General features: G+C 38.9%; 15 protein-coding genes. 11 read left to right on the top strand and 4 right to left on the bottom strand.

What is annotated here, in order from left to right; genetic code table 11:
* Positions 1-10 precede the first annotated feature (10 nt).
* Together AAC026_RS14590 and AAC026_RS14585 are read right to left on the bottom strand one after the other, a co-directional pair.
* Positions 11-1,429, bottom strand: coding sequence for a SusD/RagB family nutrient-binding outer membrane lipoprotein (locus tag AAC026_RS14590; RefSeq protein WP_339699441.1), 1,419 nt, complete (start codon positions 1,427-1,429; stop codon positions 11-13).
* Positions 1,430-1,449: 20 nt separating this feature from the next.
* Positions 1,450-4,695 carry a SusC/RagA family TonB-linked outer membrane protein gene (locus AAC026_RS14585; protein ID WP_339606356.1) on the bottom strand — a complete coding sequence of 1,082 codons (3,246 nt, stop codon included), beginning with the start codon at positions 4,693-4,695 and terminating at the stop codon, positions 1,450-1,452.
* A gap of 205 nt (positions 4,696-4,900) precedes the next feature.
* Here AAC026_RS14585 and AAC026_RS14580 point away from each other — a divergent pair, with 205 nt between their 5' ends.
* Both AAC026_RS14580 and AAC026_RS14575 read left to right on the top strand, forming a co-directional pair.
* Positions 4,901-6,055: a hypothetical protein gene (locus tag AAC026_RS14580; RefSeq protein WP_339699438.1), complete on the top strand. Its 1,155-nt coding sequence runs from the start codon at positions 4,901-4,903 to the stop codon at positions 6,053-6,055.
* A 78-nt stretch (positions 6,056-6,133) separates the two neighbouring features.
* A complete protein-coding gene (locus AAC026_RS14575; protein ID WP_339606358.1) occupies positions 6,134-7,771 on the top strand; it encodes an ABC-F family ATP-binding cassette domain-containing protein in 1,638 nt (545 codons plus the stop codon).
* Between the two features lie 313 nt (positions 7,772-8,084).
* Here AAC026_RS14575 and AAC026_RS14570 read toward each other — a convergent pair whose 3' ends face one another.
* Positions 8,085-10,076, bottom strand: coding sequence for a M1 family metallopeptidase (locus tag AAC026_RS14570; RefSeq protein WP_339699434.1), 1,992 nt, complete (start codon positions 10,074-10,076; stop codon positions 8,085-8,087).
* Positions 10,077-10,414: 338 nt separating this feature from the next.
* On the opposite strand from AAC026_RS14570, the gene AAC026_RS14565 reads away from it, so the two are divergent.
* Both AAC026_RS14565 and AAC026_RS14560 read left to right on the top strand, forming a co-directional pair.
* The gene (locus AAC026_RS14565) at positions 10,415-11,374 is read left to right on the top strand and encodes a class I SAM-dependent methyltransferase (RefSeq protein ID WP_339699432.1); all 960 of its coding nucleotides are present in this window, start codon (positions 10,415-10,417) and stop codon (positions 11,372-11,374) included.
* Between the two features lie 19 nt (positions 11,375-11,393).
* Positions 11,394-12,287, top strand: coding sequence for a hypothetical protein (locus tag AAC026_RS14560; protein WP_339699429.1), 894 nt, complete (start codon positions 11,394-11,396; stop codon positions 12,285-12,287).
* A 62-nt stretch (positions 12,288-12,349) separates the two neighbouring features.
* Here the strand turns inward: AAC026_RS14560 and AAC026_RS14555 are convergent, their stop codons facing one another.
* The gene (locus AAC026_RS14555; protein ID WP_339699426.1) at positions 12,350-12,679 is read right to left on the bottom strand and encodes a helix-turn-helix domain-containing protein; all 330 of its coding nucleotides are present in this window, start codon (positions 12,677-12,679) and stop codon (positions 12,350-12,352) included.
* A gap of 96 nt (positions 12,680-12,775) precedes the next feature.
* Between AAC026_RS14555 and AAC026_RS14550 the strand changes: the two genes are divergently transcribed.
* The 7 genes from AAC026_RS14550 (at position 12,776) to AAC026_RS14520 (ending at position 20,714) form a co-directional block, all read left to right on the top strand.
* On the top strand, positions 12,776-13,195 hold the full coding sequence (locus AAC026_RS14550) for a DUF6194 family protein (RefSeq protein ID WP_339699423.1): 420 nt from the start codon (positions 12,776-12,778) through the stop codon (positions 13,193-13,195).
* Positions 13,196-13,353: 158 nt separating this feature from the next.
* Positions 13,354-13,728 carry a VOC family protein gene (locus AAC026_RS14545; protein ID WP_339606365.1) on the top strand — a complete coding sequence of 125 codons (375 nt, stop codon included), beginning with the start codon at positions 13,354-13,356 and terminating at the stop codon, positions 13,726-13,728.
* A 256-nt stretch (positions 13,729-13,984) separates the two neighbouring features.
* Positions 13,985-14,104, top strand: a complete 120-nt coding sequence (locus tag AAC026_RS14540; protein ID WP_339699421.1) for a helix-turn-helix domain-containing protein — start codon at positions 13,985-13,987, stop codon at positions 14,102-14,104.
* A gap of 20 nt (positions 14,105-14,124) precedes the next feature.
* Complete coding sequence (locus AAC026_RS14535) at positions 14,125-16,074, top strand: site-specific DNA-methyltransferase (RefSeq protein WP_339699417.1); 1,950 nt, start codon at positions 14,125-14,127, stop codon at positions 16,072-16,074.
* Between the two features lie 14 nt (positions 16,075-16,088).
* The gene (locus tag AAC026_RS14530) at positions 16,089-16,961 is read left to right on the top strand and encodes a KilA-N domain-containing protein (protein ID WP_339699697.1); all 873 of its coding nucleotides are present in this window, start codon (positions 16,089-16,091) and stop codon (positions 16,959-16,961) included.
* Positions 16,961-19,612, top strand: a complete 2,652-nt coding sequence (locus tag AAC026_RS14525; RefSeq protein WP_339699414.1) for a DEAD/DEAH box helicase family protein — start codon at positions 16,961-16,963, stop codon at positions 19,610-19,612. The genes AAC026_RS14530 and AAC026_RS14525 overlap by 1 nt, the downstream gene beginning before the upstream one ends.
* 472 nt (positions 19,613-20,084) lie before the next feature.
* On the top strand, positions 20,085-20,714 hold the full coding sequence (locus AAC026_RS14520) for a YceI family protein (protein ID WP_339699411.1): 630 nt from the start codon (positions 20,085-20,087) through the stop codon (positions 20,712-20,714).
* Positions 20,715-20,875: the final 161 nt, after the last annotated feature.

The raw sequence follows: 20,875 nt of genomic DNA, 5'->3' as shown, positions 1-20,875 counted from the left end.
TTTTGTTCGGTTATTGATTCACCTTAGTAGGTGAAAAGAAGTTAGGTATCGGGTTTGGAATGTTGCTGTTTCTATCGATTTCTGACTGCGGATAAATAAATCGTTGAGGCAACTGCGCTCCTACATTTGGCTCTACTGGTACTCTTACGATGGATTCATTCTCTGTACGTCTTGTATCATTAAAGCCTTCTATCTGACCAAACAATGTTACATACCTTTCTTGCAAAATTTCCCTTAACAAGGCATTGTCAGCAGATTGATTGTCAGGGTTTTCAATACCTCCGTTAGCAAAATCAAGAGCCGTGTATTGATCATATTGAACATTGCTTGCATTGGCATTGGTTAAATAACCACCCGCATCCATATAAGCCCTAAATTCATTGAGGTGTTGCAAACCAGTATTAAAGCCACTAGACCTGAAACCTGCTTCAGCTAAAATCAACAAGTTCTCTTCATAAGTAGCCAAAGCGGCCGATGCGGTTTGAGCAGCAAGTCCATCTACTGTGTTCGGTTGTACTCCTACACCTTGCACCTGAAAATAATAACCATAACGGCCAGTTTCATCTGTCTTAGCATTACCACGGTAGTTGGCGAAATCTGGGTTTGTACCAGCTGTAGGAGCAACTAAACTGGTCATGAAGTCGGAAACAATTAAATCGGCAGCGCGAGAATAGACGCCAAAGAACTGGTAGCTCAAATTAGACTCGTCTAATCCTGAGCCATGTGGACCATAAAGACCATTGGCGCTGGCATTAATTCCGTTTTGAGCAGCAGCATAAGCCTGAGGATATTCACGCGTATGCATGTAATATCGAGCTTTGAGGGTATTTGCTACCTGAATCCATTTTTGTGGATCACCATCAAGGTAAATATCAGACCCACTTGGTGGTCTTCCTGTTCCTAATTGTAGGTTTGTAATGGCCTCATCTAATAAATTTTGAATTTTACCATACACAGCGGTTTGGTCTTCGAATACTGGATTTTCTATTTCAAAAATTGCTTCATCGAAAGGAATGTCACCATATAAAGAAGTGGCTGTTCCAAATGCCATAGCTTCTAAAGTTTGGGTTATTCCAATGGTTACACCAGTAATACCCGCATCAATCGCACTTTGCTTTGCTACTTTAGCGTTTCGAAGGGTGTTTACAAATGCATCATCCCATATGGCATCAAAATCACTTGTAGTTACTGTATACTGGCTAAAGCCTAAGTGCTGCCTGTCTATTCCTGTATAATAACCAGCAAATATGCCTGCTCTTCTAGCAGTTTCTCCCGTCTGTAGGATAATGTTTCCCACTTCGGCACCTGTTAAAATTTTATCATAAGGAGCACTTATAGGGTTATTGGGGTCATTATTGACGCCTTCAAATAGGTCTTCGCATGAGACTATGAGAAGGGAAACCAAAATTATGTAGTATATCTTTTTCATCGTTTTCTTCTTTATGAGAATTAAAATGTAGCAGTGAGCGTAAACACATAAGATTTAGTGCCTGGATTGTTGAAGTAATCAATACCTCTTGCAGAACCTACACCCGTTAAATTGGTATCAGGATCGTTACCCTCAAATTCTGTCCATATAAAGAGGTTTCTACCAGTTGCTGAAAGAGAAGCTGAATTGATTCCCATTTTGCTCAACCAATCTGGTTTGATGCGGTACGACAAAGTCAATTCTCTTAACCTCGTCCATGAACCATCTTCGATATAGAGTTCGTCATTACCACCACTGAAATAACCACCGTCACCATTATACCATGATTCTGTTAAGGCTACTGGTCCCGCGCCAAAATCGTAGATATTGCCTCTGAAAGTTGTTCCTATAGGAATAAGGTTACCTTGGCTATCTAGCAAGTTTTGGTCGGTTGTTACTTCATCGCCTGTGCTTATCCAGCGGCCTAAATCCGCCAATACAGATTTTGTTCCTGCATATATATCGGCACCTTGGTAAGTTTCGAAAAGCGCTGAAAGTGACCAGTTCTTATAAGAAACTTGCGTAACTAAACTTCCTTGCCAATCTGGGTTAGGGTCACCAATAATACCTTCAGTTTGATCTTGTTCAGGGAAACCATAATCATCAAATACAATATTACCCTCAGCATCTCTTAAAGTTCTAGATCCCCAAAGTATACCTATTGGCTTACCTTCTACTGCTCTAGAGTTTACGGCCGCAAGACCACCCAACTCAATAGATTGAACTCCAGCTAGGTTTTCTACATTATTCTTATTCTTACTGAAGATCACATTGGCCTGCCAAGTAAAATCTTGCTTTTTGATAATGGTATAGCCAAGGTCTAATTCTAATCCTTTATTACTGATCTCAGCCCCGTTGGCATAGATTTCATCGAAACCTCTTGAGTTTGCTATCGGGAAGTTCAATAGTACATCGCTTGTGGTGTTGGTATAATATGTACCACTAAATGACAGTCGGTCTTTTAAAAACCTAAGGTCCATTCCTATTTCTGTCTCCTTCTTTCTTTCTGGTTTTAGGCTGAAATTTCCACGGTTAGTACTCGGTACAAAACCTCCGTTACCGTAAAAACCAAGTCCTAAACCACCACCGTAGCTATCGCCATAAGTTGGTGAAACAAATACGTTTGAAGTATTGTAGCGTGCTGGCTGTACTCCCACTTCTCCATAAGAAACACGGAGTTTACCAAATGACATCAAATCATTCTGTAAAGCGTCAAGCTGCGAAAACTGCCAAGCCAATGAAGCTGATGGAAAGTAAAATGGCTTATTTGAAACATCACCGAAAGTTGAAGCCTTTTCTGCCCTTAATGAACCGCTAAAATAAAGCATGTCATAAGCCGAGAAGTTAGCTGAAGTATAAATAGCAGCTGTTTTTTCTTGGCCAAAAGTACTGGTCGAAATTCTATTTTCAGGGAATGCGTTGTCAATATCTCTTACAGGACTTTGTACATCTGTAAACAAAGTGAAGTTGGTAATTTCGTTTCCGCTAGTTTCTAATTTCTTGGCATTGTAATTCAGCCCTACTAATAATGAACCGTTAAAATTTTCATTAAAAGTTTTGGTAGCTGTAGCAATATAATCCATGTTGAAAATGGTATTAGAGGCTATATTAGTACCAAACAGACCTGTGCTGTAAGCTCCAGCGGCTGAACCCGGGGTGAAAAACTCTTCTTTCTTTTCAGTATAATGGTCTAATCCAACACGAGCCTTCAAGTTCAACCAATCAAATGGGTCGGCAGACAAAGTGAAGTTGGTCATAAAGCGATCGGTATTCGCCTGATTCTCCTGCTCATTCAAAGTCCAAAGGGTGTTATTGTAAACTGCGGTGTTATCGGCACCTAACGGTTCTCTGTATGAGCGATGTCTGTTAGAAATTGGAGCTGAAGTACTGCTCGCATAATAATCTCCTCTATAACCCGACTGATCGAAATCGGCTGGTGTTCTTAACAAACCAAGGTAAAAGCCCGAAGAACTAGCTCCTTTTAAAATCCTGTTTGAAGTGGTTCTGGAATAAGTTGTATTAGCCGTGATACTTACGTTTGGAGAAAGTAGGTACTCTGCATTTACTCTCGCGGTAGTTCTACGATAGTCAGAATTTTTTCTAATTATGCCTTGTTGGTCTAAATCACTTAAGCTGAAATAAATTCGGCTATTGTCGTTGCCAGCAGTAAGGCTTAGGTTATTTTCTATAAACTGACCATTCTGAAAGGCTTGATTAAAGTTCTGGTCATCGTAAATCGTTTTAGAATTTTTTGAAACAATTGGGTAGTAAGTCACCCCATCTTGCCCAACAAAAAAGCTTCCTGAGGTATTAAACTCATCCAATCCTCCCGAGCGATCAGAAATCTTATCTCCCCATGAATCTCTAGCGGCTTGGTTATAGACACCATTATCTCCTTGACCATATGCGGTCTGCAAAGGATATTTCTGACTAATCTTATCAAGCGAATAGCTCGCTCGGTAAGTAATACTCAGCTTTTTGTTGAAGTCGCCTTTTTTAGTGGTAATGAATATAACACCACCCAAAGCCTTTGTTCCCCAAAGCGCAGCAGCTGAAGCGCCTTTTAGTACAGAAATATTCTCAATATCATTAGGATTAATATCGTTGAGTCGCGATTCATTGCTTACGCCCCCAGTGCCACCATCACCTCTGTTATCATTGCTAATAGGAACACCATCTACAACAATTAAAGGTTGGCTATCGCGCGTAATACTCGAAAGTCCTCTAATTTGAATAAATGAACCAGCACCCGGGTCGCCAGAAGTTTTGGAAATACGAACCCCAGACACTTTTCCTGAAAGCCCGTTGAGCAAAGTGGGCTCTCCTGCCTTAGAAACTACTCCTCCTTGAACTGTTGTGTTGGCATAGCCCAAATTGTCCTTGTTCTCTTTTAAACCAATTGCGGTTACAACTACACCTTCTAGTTCAGAGACCACCTCTTCCATAGTAATATTAATGGAGGTTTGATTGCCTACAGTTTGAGTGACAGTTTTAAAACCTAAAAATGAATACTGTAGAATAGAACTGGCATCCTTTACAGTAATAGTATAAGTACCATCTGCACCTGAAGCGGTTCCGTTTCCGGTACCTTGCTCCAATATTGATACACCAGTCATAAATAGACCGGTATCATCAACAATTTTTCCAGTTACCTTAATTTGTGCAAAGCCATGCTGACTAATGATACACAAAAGGCAAAAGATTGCTATTTTAGAAAACTTGATCATATAGAATTATTTGTTTCTTAAAAATTTTACTTCATCCTTTGAGACAAAGGAAGGACAACGATTAGTTAAAATAGAGCAGTTAACTCTACCAACCGTATCGCATCTTACAAAAGAAAATTTGGCATTTGTGATATTTAAGGAATTATATTCTATTTTATCGAATTTTAACGGATTTCAACGAATGTTAATCTAAGAAACGCAGTGGATGGCAATAGATAAGTATCAGGAATTTGTAACAAAACTAACTAAGCTTCACGGTCCGTTTGACCCTGATTTAAAGCGGTTTGAAAAAGCCAGCAATTCTGAAATATCCAGAAAGCTGGGCTATAGTGATGCTCAATTTTCAAGACTTATTAACTCAAGTGCAACAGAAGGAGAATATGTACGTGCCATCCAGAATACCGACAGAATTCTAAAACTCTTAGGGCTAGAAAAAGAACTTACTCAATTAAAGAGTGGTCAAGTCACTGATCAGAACCCCAATTACAAAAGGAAATTCGCAGTGCTTTATGCACTCCTTTTATTACTAGTGGCTTTGTCGGTTTATTTCGCTTATCAAAGTACACTCCCAAAAACAACCCCTCTTTCTAATAAGGAGTCACGGGATGGAATGTTAAAATGGAGTTTTGAAACCTCCTATGTAAACCCTTTCATGTCCTTGGATGACCTACCCTCCGACTGTTCCTATCCATCATACAAATACCAAGGTAAATGGGAGCTTAAAGAGCCTTATAAAATCCCTTTCTTTAGAGAGCGAAATGGCTTTCACTATGTAGCCACTGAAGTGAATATGTACGCCAGAAGTATGAGTGAGAAAAGTTCAGCCGGAAATATTCTCGAAGCTTATGAGTATCAACGTCACGAAATTTGGTACGATAAGCGCGAATTACCAATCGACTCATTTATGGTAGCACCTAATCAAAGTCAACTTAAGCAGTCTTATCAAGACTTGAGTTTTGAGGATGAAGATACCTTTGTTAAACTGGCAGTTATACATACTTTTTTCAGAAACGAATTTAGCTTAGAGTCGGAAGGTATTAGCCGTAATGGAAAAGTAGTGGGGCGCGATGTAGAGTTTATTTCTGAAGATGTTTTAAAGAAAGAATTCAGTTCTGAAAGCTTAATGAAAGATGCCCTAAGTCAAGTAAATGCAATTATTGTAAATCGTTTAGAAGACTTCTCAAGACCCATTTCTTGTAATTTCGCGGCCTTACCCAAAACTGATTTTAACCTGATTTCTGAAGGTGACGAAATAAGCTTTGACTGCCAAATGACCACCAGTCGCTTTTCTGTAGACTACAACAAGACCTACGTGTTGAAGAACCAGTTTATCAAAAATACCTGCGTTCCCGGTACATAAAAGATAGCTGCGTATTTGACCAACAAAACATGAGTGGATAGTCTGAAATCTATATATTTGCGGCCAAATTGATCCCCTATGATTTCAGTAGATGCTGTTGGTGTTGAGTTTAGTAGCACCACCCTATTTAGCAATGTTACTTTTAATGTGAACGACAATGACCGTATTGCCCTGATGGGGAAGAACGGTGCAGGAAAATCCACTTTGCTAAAAATTATTGCTGGAGAAAGTAAACCTACCCAAGGAAAAATTTCGGCTCCTAAAGATGCGATTGTAGCCTACTTACCACAACATCTATTGACCAAAGACGAGTGTACTGTTTTTGAAGAAGCTTCAAAGGCCTTTTCAAAAATCATGGACATGAAAAAGCAAATGGATGATTTAACTCATCAGCTGGAAACGCGTACCGATTACGAATCTGATGCTTACAGTAAAATTATAGAGCAAGTTTCTGAACTCAGCGAAAAATACTACAGCATTGAAGAAATCAATTTTGATGCTGAAGTAGAAAAAACCTTAATGGGCTTGGGCTTTGTTCGTTCCGATTTAAACCGTTCGACAAGCGAATTTAGTGGAGGTTGGAGAATGCGTATTGAGTTGGCCAAAATCCTTTTACAGAAGCCTGATCTTATTCTTCTCGATGAGCCAACCAACCACTTAGATATCGAGTCGGTACAATGGCTAGAAGATTTCTTGAAAACAAGTGCCAAGGCGGTTATCGTTATCAGCCACGATAAAACCTTTGTAGATAACCTTACCAACCGAACCATAGAAATTACCCGTGGTCGTATTTACGATTATAAAACCAACTATACGCATTACTTAGAACTGCGTAAAGAAAGGCGTGAACAGCAGCAAAAGCAATTTGATGATCAAGCCAAACAAATTGCAGATATTCAGCAGTTTATAGATCGATTTAAAGGCACTTATTCTAAAACCCTGCAAGTTCAGTCTAGGGTAAAAATGCTTGAGAAAATGGAAATTGTAGAAGTAGATGAAGTTGATTCTTCTGCTTTAAACTTGAAGTTCCCTCCTGCTCCTCGTTCTGGTAATTACCCAGTAATTGCAGATGGATTGACCAAGAAGTATGGCGACCATACCGTCTTTAAAGATGTGTCACTTACCATCGCTCGTGGCGAAAAAGTGGCCTTTATTGGTAAAAACGGTGAAGGAAAGTCCACTTTTGTAAAAGCCATGATGGGTGAAATTGATTTTGATGGCAGCTTACAAATGGGACACAATTCCATGATTGGTTACTTCGCGCAAAATCAGGCTTCGCTCTTAGACGAAAATCTTACCGTTTTTCAAACCATAGATGAAATTGCGCATGGCGATGTGCGTACAAAGATTAAAGACCTTCTAGGAGCCTTCATGTTCTCTGGTGATGCCATTGAAAAGAAAGTAAAAGTGCTTTCGGGCGGTGAACGTACCCGTTTGGCCATGATTAAATTACTGCTTCAGCCCGTAAACGTTTTGATTCTGGATGAGCCTACCAACCACTTGGACATTCGCACCAAAGACATTCTAAAAGATGCGCTTAAAGCATTTGAAGGCACATTAATCCTTGTTTCTCACGACCGTGATTTCTTAGATGGACTTGCCAATAAGGTATTCGAGTTTGGAAATCAACGTATTAAAGAACACTTTGAAGATGTTACAGGGTTCTTACGCAACAAGAAGCTGGAAAACTTGAGAGAAGTGGAAAGGAAGGGGTAGATGTTGGAATTTAGATGTTAGGAATACAGTCAACAACAAACTTACTAGTTGTACTTCGTTAAAACTCTGAAGACTCGGAGCCTACAGGGATGACTTCGTAGCAGGCTTTGCTACCCAAGCAAAACTATTCGCAAATATTTCTAAGCTAAGTCATGCTGCAAGTTCTGAAGCCTTGGAACTTCAGTAAACTAGATAATAGAAACAAAAAGACCTGTCAGGTTTTTGAAACCTGACAGGTCTGAGAAAAGGCTTGCTAAATCAATTAGCAAGCCTTTTTACTGTCTCCTGCGCACGGAGCACTAAATACTATCCCCTATTTATTCTCCCAAACGTTATCCGCAGGATTGTTATCTGGGAATCTGCCGTCAGGATCAAGGGTAATTTTCTTAATCTTTCTTCCTCCAAACTTAAGTTCAGCATTAAAAGTACGATCGCCATTGAACCAAACGTTGGCTGGCCAAGTAACAATTGCTGTATTGGCGTCAATCATTTTGGCATTATTCATCGACTTAATTGCTGGACCACTGGTTTCAAATTCAACCTTAAGCACCACTGGTGAAGGCATTTGACCAGCTTGGTGTACCGTAACATTAGTAGTTGACCCAGTATTTACTTTCTGAATTGAACCATCAACCGACTCAGTTGTCCATAGCCAATAGTACCAAAACCACTCAAGGTTTTGCCCCAATTCATTATTCATAAAAAACACATAATCCCAAGGAGAAGGGTGCTTAAAAGCCCAAGTTTTGGTGTATTTCTTCATGGCATTAATCACGGCCTCATCTCCTACGATACCGCCTAGCATAGACAACATTAAAGGCGCTTTACTGTACGTCTGAAAACCATAACCATCACCAGCGTAATTTGAAAGCCACATCATGGTTGCTTCATCATCACTACCACTTCTACGACCGTAACTCGCCCCTCTTCCATTTAAATTAACTGGTTCACCCCTGCTATCGGCAGCGGAAAGAATATTCATATAGGTATTAAAACCTTCATCCATCCAACCAAAGCGAGTCTCATTTGTACCTACCATCATTGGCCACCATTGGTGCGCCACTTCATGATCGGCCGCTCCTTGGTTAGAGTTCACCACCATTGGGTATTCCATTCCAGCACTTGGACCATCTTGCATCGTCATTTGGGGGAAAGGATAAGGTGCCCAAAGATCTGAGTAAAACTCCAATGCATGTCTTGTAATCTCCCCTGCTCTTGCAAACAATCTTGCTCTTTCTGGCAGGTATACCATATGAATAGGAATCGGCCCTTTTTCAGGAATGGTAGCCCTCGTGGCTGTCCACATAAAGTCTGGCGAAGCAGCCCAAGCAAAGTCATTCACCTTATCTGCTACAAATCGCCATACAAGGTTTTCTCCTTCGGCAGTTGCTTTTCCAGCACCTCTTTCATTTTCGCCTACAATGGTTATCTCAGCATCAGAATCCAGTACTTTAGTTAAACGCTCTCTTGTTTGGGCCGAAAGCACCTCTTCAGGGTTTTGTAAAACCCCTGTTCCACTTACAATCCAACCTGCAGGTACATCAATGCTCACATCAAAACGGCCAAAGTTATTGAAGAACTCCGCAGGGCCTAAATAAACATTGGTTTCCCAGCCTCGCATATCATCAAACTTGGCCAAACGCGGAAACCACTGTGTAGGCTGAAAAACATTAGAATCCCAACGCTGCGTCATTCTATGGCCTCTTCCATTTTCGCCACCAGGCAATTTCGTATTCCAATCAATTTCTAAAGTGCCAGTACTCTTGGCAGGAATTGGCTCTGCCAATACAATACTCGCTACCGTTTGTTGTAAGCCATAGACTTGTAGCTTTGGAGCATCACCCCTTCTTCTAAAGCTAAATCTTGCGCCTAAATCTACTTCATCGCCATTTACCACCATACGAGTAATGACCATTCCTTCAGTAGTTTCGGCAGGAACCGAAGAACCACGCGGTACATCAGCTCTGAAAATATTATGGTCTAGCCTCAGTACGATTTGATCCATCGGCTGATTGCTATTGTTCTGAATCGTAATCGTTTCACTTCCCCATATGGTTTGAGTTTGCGGGTTTAAACTGGCTTTGATGGTGTAGTCAGTTTCCAGCTGCCAATAGTTTGGCCCTGGTTTTCCAGAAAAATCTCTCGTTTTTGCTTCGAGAGCATTCATAATTGGGTTAGGAAGTGGTACGTCCGTGCGAATGGCACGTTTCGTAGTCTCCACCGACTTCCTAAGCGGAAGTGGATTCTGAGCCATAACCATTGTGGTAGTGACCAGCATGAGAAAGGTAAGCAGGCGTTTATTCATTGTTTGAGTTTTTATAAAAAATGAAATAAAAAATACTTTATAACCCACAATATAATGCTCAGTGAGTTCAGATGAAAACAGATATATTTCAAGCGGCTTAAAAAATATCATCTACCTGAAATTAAGAGCAAACAAATTTTAGTTTAGAAAAATGGCCACCCTGCTGCATTTATACTAGTATCAACAAACTGTGTTTCAGATGATTTGGAGAAAGTAGAATGCTAATCTATGAGCGTATTAGGTCTCCATGAATTAACAAGTATTAATTTCATCTGATAATTATCTAAAAAACATCCTTAATATTAAATCATAAAACCATCATCAATTAAAACCTTAATATGAGCTATAAAAATGCCGTAAACGACATTCTTTTTTCTGAGAACGACTTTAAAAAAATCAGAAACGGAATATATTACATGTACCGAGAATACTCCAAAATCACCAACATTGTTGCTGAAGATTTAACCAACAATAAGGCAATACAAACACCTTATGGAATTGCTGCGAGCCAAGAAGTAGCTGCCCATTGCCTCAAAGATATAGCACGAACTACGCAGTTCTTGAGAGGAATTTATGGCGCCATTAAAGACAAATTGAAAGAAAACAAAAATGTAAAAATACTATATGCTGGGTGTGGCCCTTACGCAACTTTGGCCACACCATTAACTCAAGTTTTCAACGAAAACGAGGTCTCCTTTACTTTTTTAGATATCAATAAGAGTTCGTTGTTGGCTGTTCAAAAAATTTATGAAGAATGGGGAATAAGTCAATTTGTTGATCAATATATTGAAGCTGATGCCACAGACCCCTCCCTTGAAATGCCGCAAAAATTCGACATCATAATATCAGAAACCATGCAAATGGGATTGAAAAATGAATGTCAGGTACCATTAACTAGGAATGTTATCAGATTCTTAAAGCCAAATGGCGTATTTATACCAGAGCAGGTACTTATTGATATTTACTTGGCAGGTAAAGAGAATAAATACAAACTAAAAGAATCAGAACTTCTATACTTAGGCAGTGTTTACAATTTAGATTTTAGGAACATTCCCAAACCATATAGTAAGGCCAAACTAACCGTTCCAGACTCTGAGTTTAAGTATCTTGAAATGTTCACCGAAATACAGGTATATAAAAATCACAGACTTTCTGCCCATGACTCTAGTTTAACCGTTCCTTTAATTCTCAATAAATTTGTAGGCAAACTTCCTCAGTCAATTGAGTTTGAGTATCAAGAAACAGAAAAACCAGACTTTAAAGTGACCTATAATTTCGAAAAAGCTGTTTCAGTTTGACCCACTACTTAACTTAGATATGAAAAAGACAAGTGCCCTCATCGTTTTAATGCTCCTATTTCTTCCAGTGTTAGCTTCCGCTCAAACCATTCTTGAAGACAGTGTAATGAATGGAAACAACTTCCAAAAAGCGGCTTTTCGCTTATGGATTGGAAAGGACATTCAAAAAGTGAAAGGTATAATTGTGATGGTTCCTGGCTCGAATGGCAATGGCCGTGATATGGTAAACCAACCAGAATGGCAAGCCTTGGCCAATAAACACAGCATGGCAATTTTAGCGGCTGACATTAAAGACAAGCGCAGCCCGAATATGGCCATTGAGCAATATGCCGATGTGAAAAATGGAACAGGTCAGGCCATGCTAGATGTACTGAGCCGCTTGGCGACAAAAAGTGGTCACCCTGAACTGAATACTGTTCCATTTGCATTGTGGGGCATGTCTGCTGGTGGCGAATTTAACTATGAATTTGCTTGCTGGAAACCAGAAAGGGTGATTACGTTTATCGTGAACAAAGGAGGTGTTTACTATACGGCCTTAGCTTCTGAGGCTACACGGGCAGTGCCTGGGGTTTTCCTTACGGGAGAAATTGATAACCCATATCGGAACAATATTGTAAAGGGCATTTACTCTGTCAACCGAAGGTTTGGCGCCAAATGGATTTTTGCCGAAGAACCCGGCCAAGGACATGAGTTTGCTAAATCAGAAGCATTTACCTTAAAGTATTTTGACGAAATCATTCCTATTCGACTTGATGAAAACGGCAACTTAAAAGCCTTAAGTGAAAAGGCTTTTCTTGGCGAAGTAGGCACTGGAAAAGTAGCCGCTACTGGCTTTAACAACTCATTTACAGACATTACTTCTTGGTTACCAAATGCCGCTATTGTTGATTTGTGGAAATCGCTGTTTCAGTAAATGGAAGTGAATTTAATTGTAGCAAAACACGAGATCATTCTCTAGGGAATATTTCAAAGAACTCACATATTGTTGATTGCCCAATTCTGAATTTCTTTGATAACAGGCTGTAATGCAATGCCTTTTTCTTCTAGTGAATATTCCACCGTTGGGGGAACAGTCGCATATGCCTTTCTTTTCACAATTTTCTTCGATTCAAGTTCTTTAAGAGTTTTTACCAACATTCTGGTATTAATCCCTTCAACTGCCCTTTCCAGTTCCTTGAATCTCAATTTACCAGACATAAGGGTATTAATGATGGTCATTGTCCATTTACCCGAAACCAAATCCATTGCTTCTTGAAAAGGACATTCTTCAAATTTTATTTTATTATTTTCTCGTTTAGAGCCCATATACTCCCATTTCTTTACTTTGGGTTACTATTAGACATATTGGTAACCTCTTGTAAAAGTAAACTTCACATCTGAAATTTGATAAAAAAACACATCATGACAACCGAAGAAGTGAAATCATATCTCCTCGAAAATTTCAAGAGCTTAAACATCGTGAAGGCTGAAGAAGATATGTTTTTTATGCATCCGAATAATGACAAGCTTCCTTTTGTAACCATACTCACCAAGGATAATGAATATGATTCCTTTTCGAACCTTGATCGTAATGGTTTTTTTCGTCTAAACTTCTGTATGGATAAGGAAACCTTTAAATCAAATTTTGGGTATCTAACGGAGAAAAAAGGACTTGAAGCATTTATAAATGTAGGAATCGACTTCACAAAAGAGGATACACTGTTACCTCATCCAACCTATGGCTCCATGAACTGGGTCTGTGTTGTCAACCCATCAGAAGAAACATTTATGAGTATTGTCAAACACCTAGAATCATCCTTTCAAGTTTTAGAAAGAAACTAAGGATTAAAATTTGATTTATGATAAGAATAAAATAATAGCTGAAAATTAAAACTCTGTTAACCCGAAACCAGAGCACCTTTTTTGCACAGTTAATTTCAGATACAAAACTGCTGGCAGTCAATATAACTCAGCATAATATAAGAGCAAACTAAATAAATATGAATCCAAAATTTGAAGCAGGAATTAACATTGCAATAAAAATTCCTAAAAGTAAGTATGAGCAAACGGTAGCCTTTTACCGAGATATTCTCAAGTTGAAAGTTGAAGAAAAGCCCATTGACAATCCGACCGTTTCTAAAACGCATGAAGTAAAGTTCGGAAACAATATCATATGGCTGGACTGCGTGGACAACTATACGCATTCTGAAACTTGGTTACAGCTGACTGTTCCTGATGTAGAAGAAGCTACAAACTACCTGCAGTTAAACGGTGTGGAAACTTGTGATGAACTTGAAGAACTTCCAGAAAACATGCATTGGATTCAAGATCCGGCAGGAACCGTATTTAATTTGCAAAAGAGAGAAACCAAGTAAAAATCTGGCACTGGTCGTAGCGTCTCGCTGCGACCCCACTCAAACATAAAAAGATATCTAATTCTCCTTCTCCAATCTTTGTAAGTCCTTCTACCAATAAAATCTAATCTACTCATTCTTTTAGGCTTAGTGAGACGCCAAGACTAATAGAGTTCTTTCTATGTAACATATCATGCATATCCATCATAAAAATGAATATATTCACGGCTATACGTCACTTTTGTGATTGACAAATGACGTGTATAGATTGACTAAAATGCTCGGAAAGAGTTACAATATAGTAAACTCTTATGCTCAAAACAGACGGCAACCAAGCTTAGAAGACTTATACAAGATTGCAGAAATCTTAAATATAGAAGTCGCAGCATTACTATAGAAAGAAAAGCATTATAAAATATGGACGGAGCAAGTCTAACACCTGAACAAGAAAAACTAAATGCGTTAAAGCAAATTTTACCAGAAGCATTTAGCGAAGGAAAAATTGATTGGGAAAAACTAAAAGCTACGCTTGGTGAGAACATCAATTTTGCCAATGAACGCTATGTGCTCAACTGGGCTGGAAAGAGTGAGGCTTTTAAGGTACTGCAAACTCCTACTACCAAAACCTTAACTCCAGCCAAAGACGAAAGCATCAACTTTGATGAAACGGAGAACATTTTCATCGAGGGTGAAAACCTGGAAGTACTAAAAGTGCTGCAAAAAAGCTACTTCGGGAAGGTGAAAATGATATACATAGACCCGCCTTACAACACAGGTAACGACTCTTTTATATACCCAGATAAATTCTCTGAAAGCAAAGCTGACTATGAAAAACGTGTAGGCGACAAAGACGAAGAAGGTTACATGACCAAAGATGGTATGTTCAAAAAGAACAGCAAGGAAAATGGCCAATACCACAGCAACTGGCTTAATATGATGATGCCGAGATTGTATTTGGCTAAAAATCTACTGCGACAGGACGGGGTGATTTTCGTTTCCATTGACGATAACGAAGTTCATAACCTTCGCTTGTTGATGAATGAGGTTTTTGGGGAGGAGAATTTCGTTGCGAGTGTGATATGGCAGAAGAAATATGCAGTTTCAAATGACGATCCAGGAATTGCTGCAATGCACGATTACATAATTTGCTTTCAGAAAACAGAATTGTTTAGAAGAGTCTTGTTGCCAAGAACTGAAAAGCAAATCTCGAGGTATAAAAATCCTGATAATGATAAACGTGGGGCATGGAGTTCGGCTGAATATGTTAGCAGTAAAACTAAGGATGAAAGACCGACACTTTGGTATGCAATAGTTCATCCTAAAACGAATGAAGAGGTTTGGCCTGATGAAAGCGCAGTTTGGCGGTATTCCAAAGAAAAGCATCAACAAATGGTAAAAGAAAATAGGCTGTATTGGGGGCCAGATTTTTCTTATAAGAAACCAAGGTTAAAGCGGTTTTTATTGGAAATACAGGATGGATTGGTTCCCAGTACCTGGTGGGATTTCAAAGATGTTGGGCACAATGATGAAGGGCAAAAGGAAACTGCCGAACTAATTGGGAAAAAGATATTCAGTACTCCAAAGCCAATTCGATTACTTTCCAAAATTCTGAGAATAAGCACAAAAGAAAATGACCTCTGTTTAGATTTCTTCTCAGGCTCAGGTTCTTTTGGGCATGCAGTATTAGATTTAAACAAAGAAGACGGAGGTAAACGAAAATACATCTGTGTCCAACTCCCAGAACTAACTGAAGAAAAAAATGAGGCCTTCAAAGCTGGCTACAAAACCATAGCAGACATCTCCAAAGAGCGTATCCGCAGGGCAGGGAAAAAAATACAAGAAGAAATCAAGGAAGAAATCAAAAAAACAAAAAGTGTCATCAAGAAGCTTGAAGGTGAACTGCCAACAGATGACACTAAAGCAGAAATAGAAAATCTGAAAACCAAAATCGAAAAGCTGCAATCACAGGATTTAGGTTTCAAAGTTTTAAAATTGGATGACAGCAACTTCAAACAATGGCAACAAATAGAAGGCAAAGATGCGAAAGCATTGGAAGAGCAAATGAAGTTGTTTATTGATCCTGTTTCGGCATCAGCCACTACTGAAAATATGGTGTATGAACTATTGCTAAAAAGTGGTAAAGACTTGAACAGCAAGATTGAACTCAATGACGGATACTATTTAATCAACAGCAATGAGCTGGCATTGGTTTTAGAAAAAGTCGATCAATCCATCGTTACAGAAGTGATGAGCGAATATCCCAAAAAAGTAATTGCCTTAGATAAGTTATTCAAAGGCAATGACCAGCTCAAAACGAATACGGTATTGCAAATGAAAGATGCGGGTATTGAATTTAAAACGATATAAGCATGGCAGGAAAAATCAAAAAAATAGAAGTTGAGGGTAAGGTCATTACCATCGTTGACCACAACTCGGATGATTTCATCAGCCTGACTGATATGATAAAGGCCAAAGATGGCTCTTTCTACATCAGCGATTGGCTAAGAAACGCCAATACCCTCGATTATATCTCGGCTTGGGAGTCTATGCACAACCCCAATTTTAATTATGGCGAATTCGCCACAATTAGACAATCGGCAGGTTCAAATGCTTTTAAAGTAAGTGTAAAAGAGCTGATAGAAAAAACCAATGCCACGTGTGTGATCGCTAAAGCCGGACGCTATGGTGGCACTTACGCACACAAAGACATTGCCTTCAATTTCGGGATGTGGATTAGTCCAGTATTCCAACTTTACATTGTTAAGGAATATCAACGCCTAAAAGAGGTTGAAACCAATCAATACAACTTAGAGTGGAATGTAAAACGAGTATTGAGCAAGGTCAATTACACCATTCAGACCGATGCTGTTAAGGATTACATTTTACCCCAATCAAATTTCACTAAAGAAACCGAATGGTTGGCTTATGCTGAGGAAGCTGATATTTTAAATGTCGCCCTATTTGGTTGCACAGCCAAACAATGGAGGGAAGTAAATGCCCAATTGACATTGGAGGGGAAAAATCTTCGAGATATAGCGAGTATCAATGAATTAGCGATCTTATCTAATTTAGAATCAGCAAATGCAGATATGATTCGTGAAGGAATGAGTAAAAAAGAACGCTTCGAAAAACTCTATAAAATTGCCCGATACCAAAAGGAGATTTTAGACAAACAAGATTTTTTGAAATCACTCAAAAAAACATCCGATGATATCTATTTAGATTCAGCTAACTCAAACGAACTGCCCGAATAATGAAGTTAACCTTTGAATCCAATCTGCAATACCAGCAAGATGCCATCAAATCCATTACCGATTTGTTTGAAGGGCAGCCTTTAGAAGATTCCATCGTGGAATTTAACCTAAAAGAAAAGCAAGCCTCTTTAATACAAGGCGTGAGCAACAACCTTGTACTATCGGAAGAACAAATCCTTTCCAATCTTCAATCCATTCAGGAAGATAACGATATCACGATTTCTAGTGAGCTTGATGGTATGCACTTTTCTGTGGAAATGGAAACAGGAACAGGAAAAACATACGTCTATCTCAGAAGCATCTACGAACTGAATACATTGTATGGCTTCAAGAAGTTTGTGATTGTAGTGCCTTCAGTAGCCATTCGAGAAGGTGTCTTGAAAAACCTAGAAATCACGCATGAGCATTTCCAAACCCTGTATGACAACGTACCAGTCAATTTTCAAGTGTACGACAGTACCAAAGTTTCTACTTTGAGAGGTTTTGCAACCACTAACAATATTGAAGTGCTGGTGATTAACATTGATTCCTTCGCCAAAGACGAAAACATTATTAATAAAGCGAATGACAGACTGAATGGACAAAAGCCAGTGGAATTTATTCAGGCCACCAACCCGATTGTTATAGTGGACGAGCCGCAAAATATGGAAACTGAAAAGCGTATTGCAGCTATAGAGAATTTAAAATCCCTTTGTACACTCCGGTATTCAGCAACTCATAGAAATCAGTACAACTTAACTTACAGTTTAAATCCTGTAAAGGCTTATGATTTGGGCTTGGTAAAACAAATTGAGGTTGATTCTATCATTGAAGAAAATGCATATAACGATGCGTTTGTTTCGGTGGAATCTATCACCGCTACCAAAACCAAAGTAACCGCCAAAGTTTCTATCAATAGTAATGAAAATGGTGGAGTAAAAAAGAAAACACTCAGAGTTAAAGTAGGTGACGATTTATACAAACTATCCAATGAAAGGGAAATCTATGCAGATGGCTATATCATTGAGGAAATTGATGCTGCAAACCAATGCATTTCTATTTCAAATGGAAATCTTCTTTACAAAGGCGACAGCCAAGGTGGACTGACTGATGAAGTAATGAAATTTCAAATCCGTAAAACGGTTGAAGAACATTTAAAAAAGGAAAAACGACTGAACAAATTAGGCATTAAAGTCTTGTCACTGTTCTTTATTGATAAAGTAGCTAATTACCGTTCGTATGATGCCACAGGAAACCCAATCAAAGGAAAATTCGCAGAATGGTTTGAAGAAATATATCAAGAATACATTTTAAAACCTGCTTTCAAAGAATTAGATAAATTCTCCATTGAAGAAACCCACAACGGTTATTTTTCACAAGATAAAAAAGGAGCATTCAAAGACACTTCTGGTGAAACGAAAGCTGATGACGACACCTATAGCCTGATCATGAAAGACAAGGAGAAGTTATTGAATTTGGATAATTCCCTTCGATTCATTTTTTCACATTCGGCTTTGCGTGAAGGCTGGGACAATCCGAATGTATTTCAGATTTGCACCTTAAATGAAACAAAATCAGACATTAAAAAACGTCAAGAAATTGGTAGAGGTTTGCGATTAGCTGTAGACCAAACAGGAACTCGAACCTACGATCAAAACATAAACCGATTGACAGTCATTGCCAATGAATCGTATGATGATTTTGCAAAGGCACTACAAAAAGAAATTGAAGAGGATTGTGGTGTGGAATTCAAAGGCAGAATAAAAAATAAAAGAGAACGCACGGCAATTAAATACCGCAAGGGATTTGAAGCCGATCCAAAATTCTTGGAGATTTGGGAGAACCTCAAAAAGAAAACCACCTATCGGGTTGACTATAAAACGGACGAATTAATTGTTCTGGCAGCAAAAGCCATTAAAGATTTACCCGAAATCAAGGCTCCTTCTATCCGTTCTACCAAAGTACAAATCAGCATGACTGATGAAGGTGTAGACACCATGTATGCTGGTGATAAAGTGGAATCATATGGAGGCTATTCTTGGAAAATACCTGATGTATTGGGTTACATACAAGGCAAAACAGAACTGACCCGCTCCACCATTCAAGAGATTTTAAGTATGTCGGACAGAATTGGAGATATTTTAACCAATCCTCAGTTGTTCCTGGACTTATCTACCCAAGCAATTAAGCGAACGCTTTACGATTTGATGATTGATGGAATCAAGTATCAAAAAATTGGTGGTTCTGAATATGAAATGGCTTTGTTTGAAGCCCAGGAATTGGAAGTATATCTCAACGATTTTTCCTTTAAGGTGGCAGATGCGTCTAAAACTATTTATGCAGAGTATGTTCCTTTAGATTCTGGTGTTGAAAGCAAATTTGCTCAAGACTGCGAATCTAGCGACCAAATAAAATTCTATTTCAAACTACCTAATTGGTTTAAAATCCCTACTCCAATCGGCAATTACAACCCTGATTGGGTTTTGGTATTTGAAGACGACAAGAAAATCTACTTTGTAGCTGAAACCAAAGACACAGGTACACCACAAGTTGATTTATCGAAATTAACAGGAGACGAACAAATGAAAATAAAATGCGGAAAAGCTCATTTCAACGAGTTTGAAACATTAGAGTACAAAGTCGTGAATAAAGTAGGGCAATTGATTGAGTGATAGAGAATATCATAAATCTGAACATGAGCAACCCTCTGGTCGTAACGTCTGCTGCAACCAAATCACCTTATCTCTTTTAGCCTTAGCGAGACGCTATGAATATTGTACAACTAGTGCAAAGCCACCATTATCCGGCCCTCACTCCTTTCCACAACAATGCTTGGACTTCTTTCCGCTGCCGCAGGGACAAGATGAGTTGCGGCCAATGGCTTTGGGTTTGGAGTAAGAACCCTTATCAATAACCGCGGTCAAATCTTGATGAAACACTTTGCTGAGGGTTTTATACAATTGCGCATGCTTCTCTCACTCCGGTAGTAGCGTCTCGCTGCGACCTTACCGCCTTATCTTACCTTTTAGTCTTAGCGAGACGCTAAGACTAGTGGGGGCGGTTCTGGAATTATGAAACCCGTTGAAAAAAACGGAATCCTCATTATTGAACGAAACATCATTTTAGGCTTGAACATTCCAAATTATGAATAAGCTATATTATTTCCTTGTACCTCTATTGCTATTCTCTTGTGTTGGTAAACATAAATCGGACGCCCCAAAAGTAACGGTAAATCCAGCCATTGAACATCGCTCTGAAATAGAAGCCGATACCCTAAGAATGAGCCTTGAAAAATCAAAAATCGATTGGATAGCTACGGAAATGAGAGGGACTAAAAGACGGACAGGCATCATATCATTTAAAGATGGCTTGTTCCTTGGCCAAAATGGCGAAATAGTTGGCGGAAAATTTACTGTTGACATGGAAACAATGGACGTAACGGATGTTCCATTACATGAAAAAAAATCGCGAAGAAATTTGATAGACCATTTGAAAAGTGATGACTTTTTTAACGTTACCAACTACCCTGAATCAATATTGGAGTTAACCAAAGTCCAAAAAACTAAAAATGACAGTCTTAAAATTTCAGGAAACCTAACAATACGTGAAGTAACAAAGAGTATCGATTTTTTTGCACATCAGAAAGATGGCTATTTTAAAACCATCTTTACCTTTAATCGACTTGATTGGAATATCGCCTATGAGGGAAGTTGGGCAGACAAAACCCTTGTAGATAAAGATGTGGAATTGACAATCCAAATTATGATAGAGTAAACAAACAAGATGAATATTAGAAAACCATTTCTTTTATAAGGACATTCTTATCCTAGTCTTAGTGTCTCGCTGAAACTAGCTGGGAGTGATTTTCATAGTCTATACTGAAGAAACAACAATTTCCGTGCATCCACAATTCACTCCTGTTGAATGATAGGCTC

The organism is uncultured Roseivirga sp. (genome assembly GCF_963973945.1).
Classification (GTDB): Bacteria; Bacteroidota; Bacteroidia; order Cytophagales; family Cyclobacteriaceae; genus Roseivirga.
Note: the sequence above shows the minus strand (reverse complement) of the source record. Positions and strands in the feature narration are given on the sequence as shown.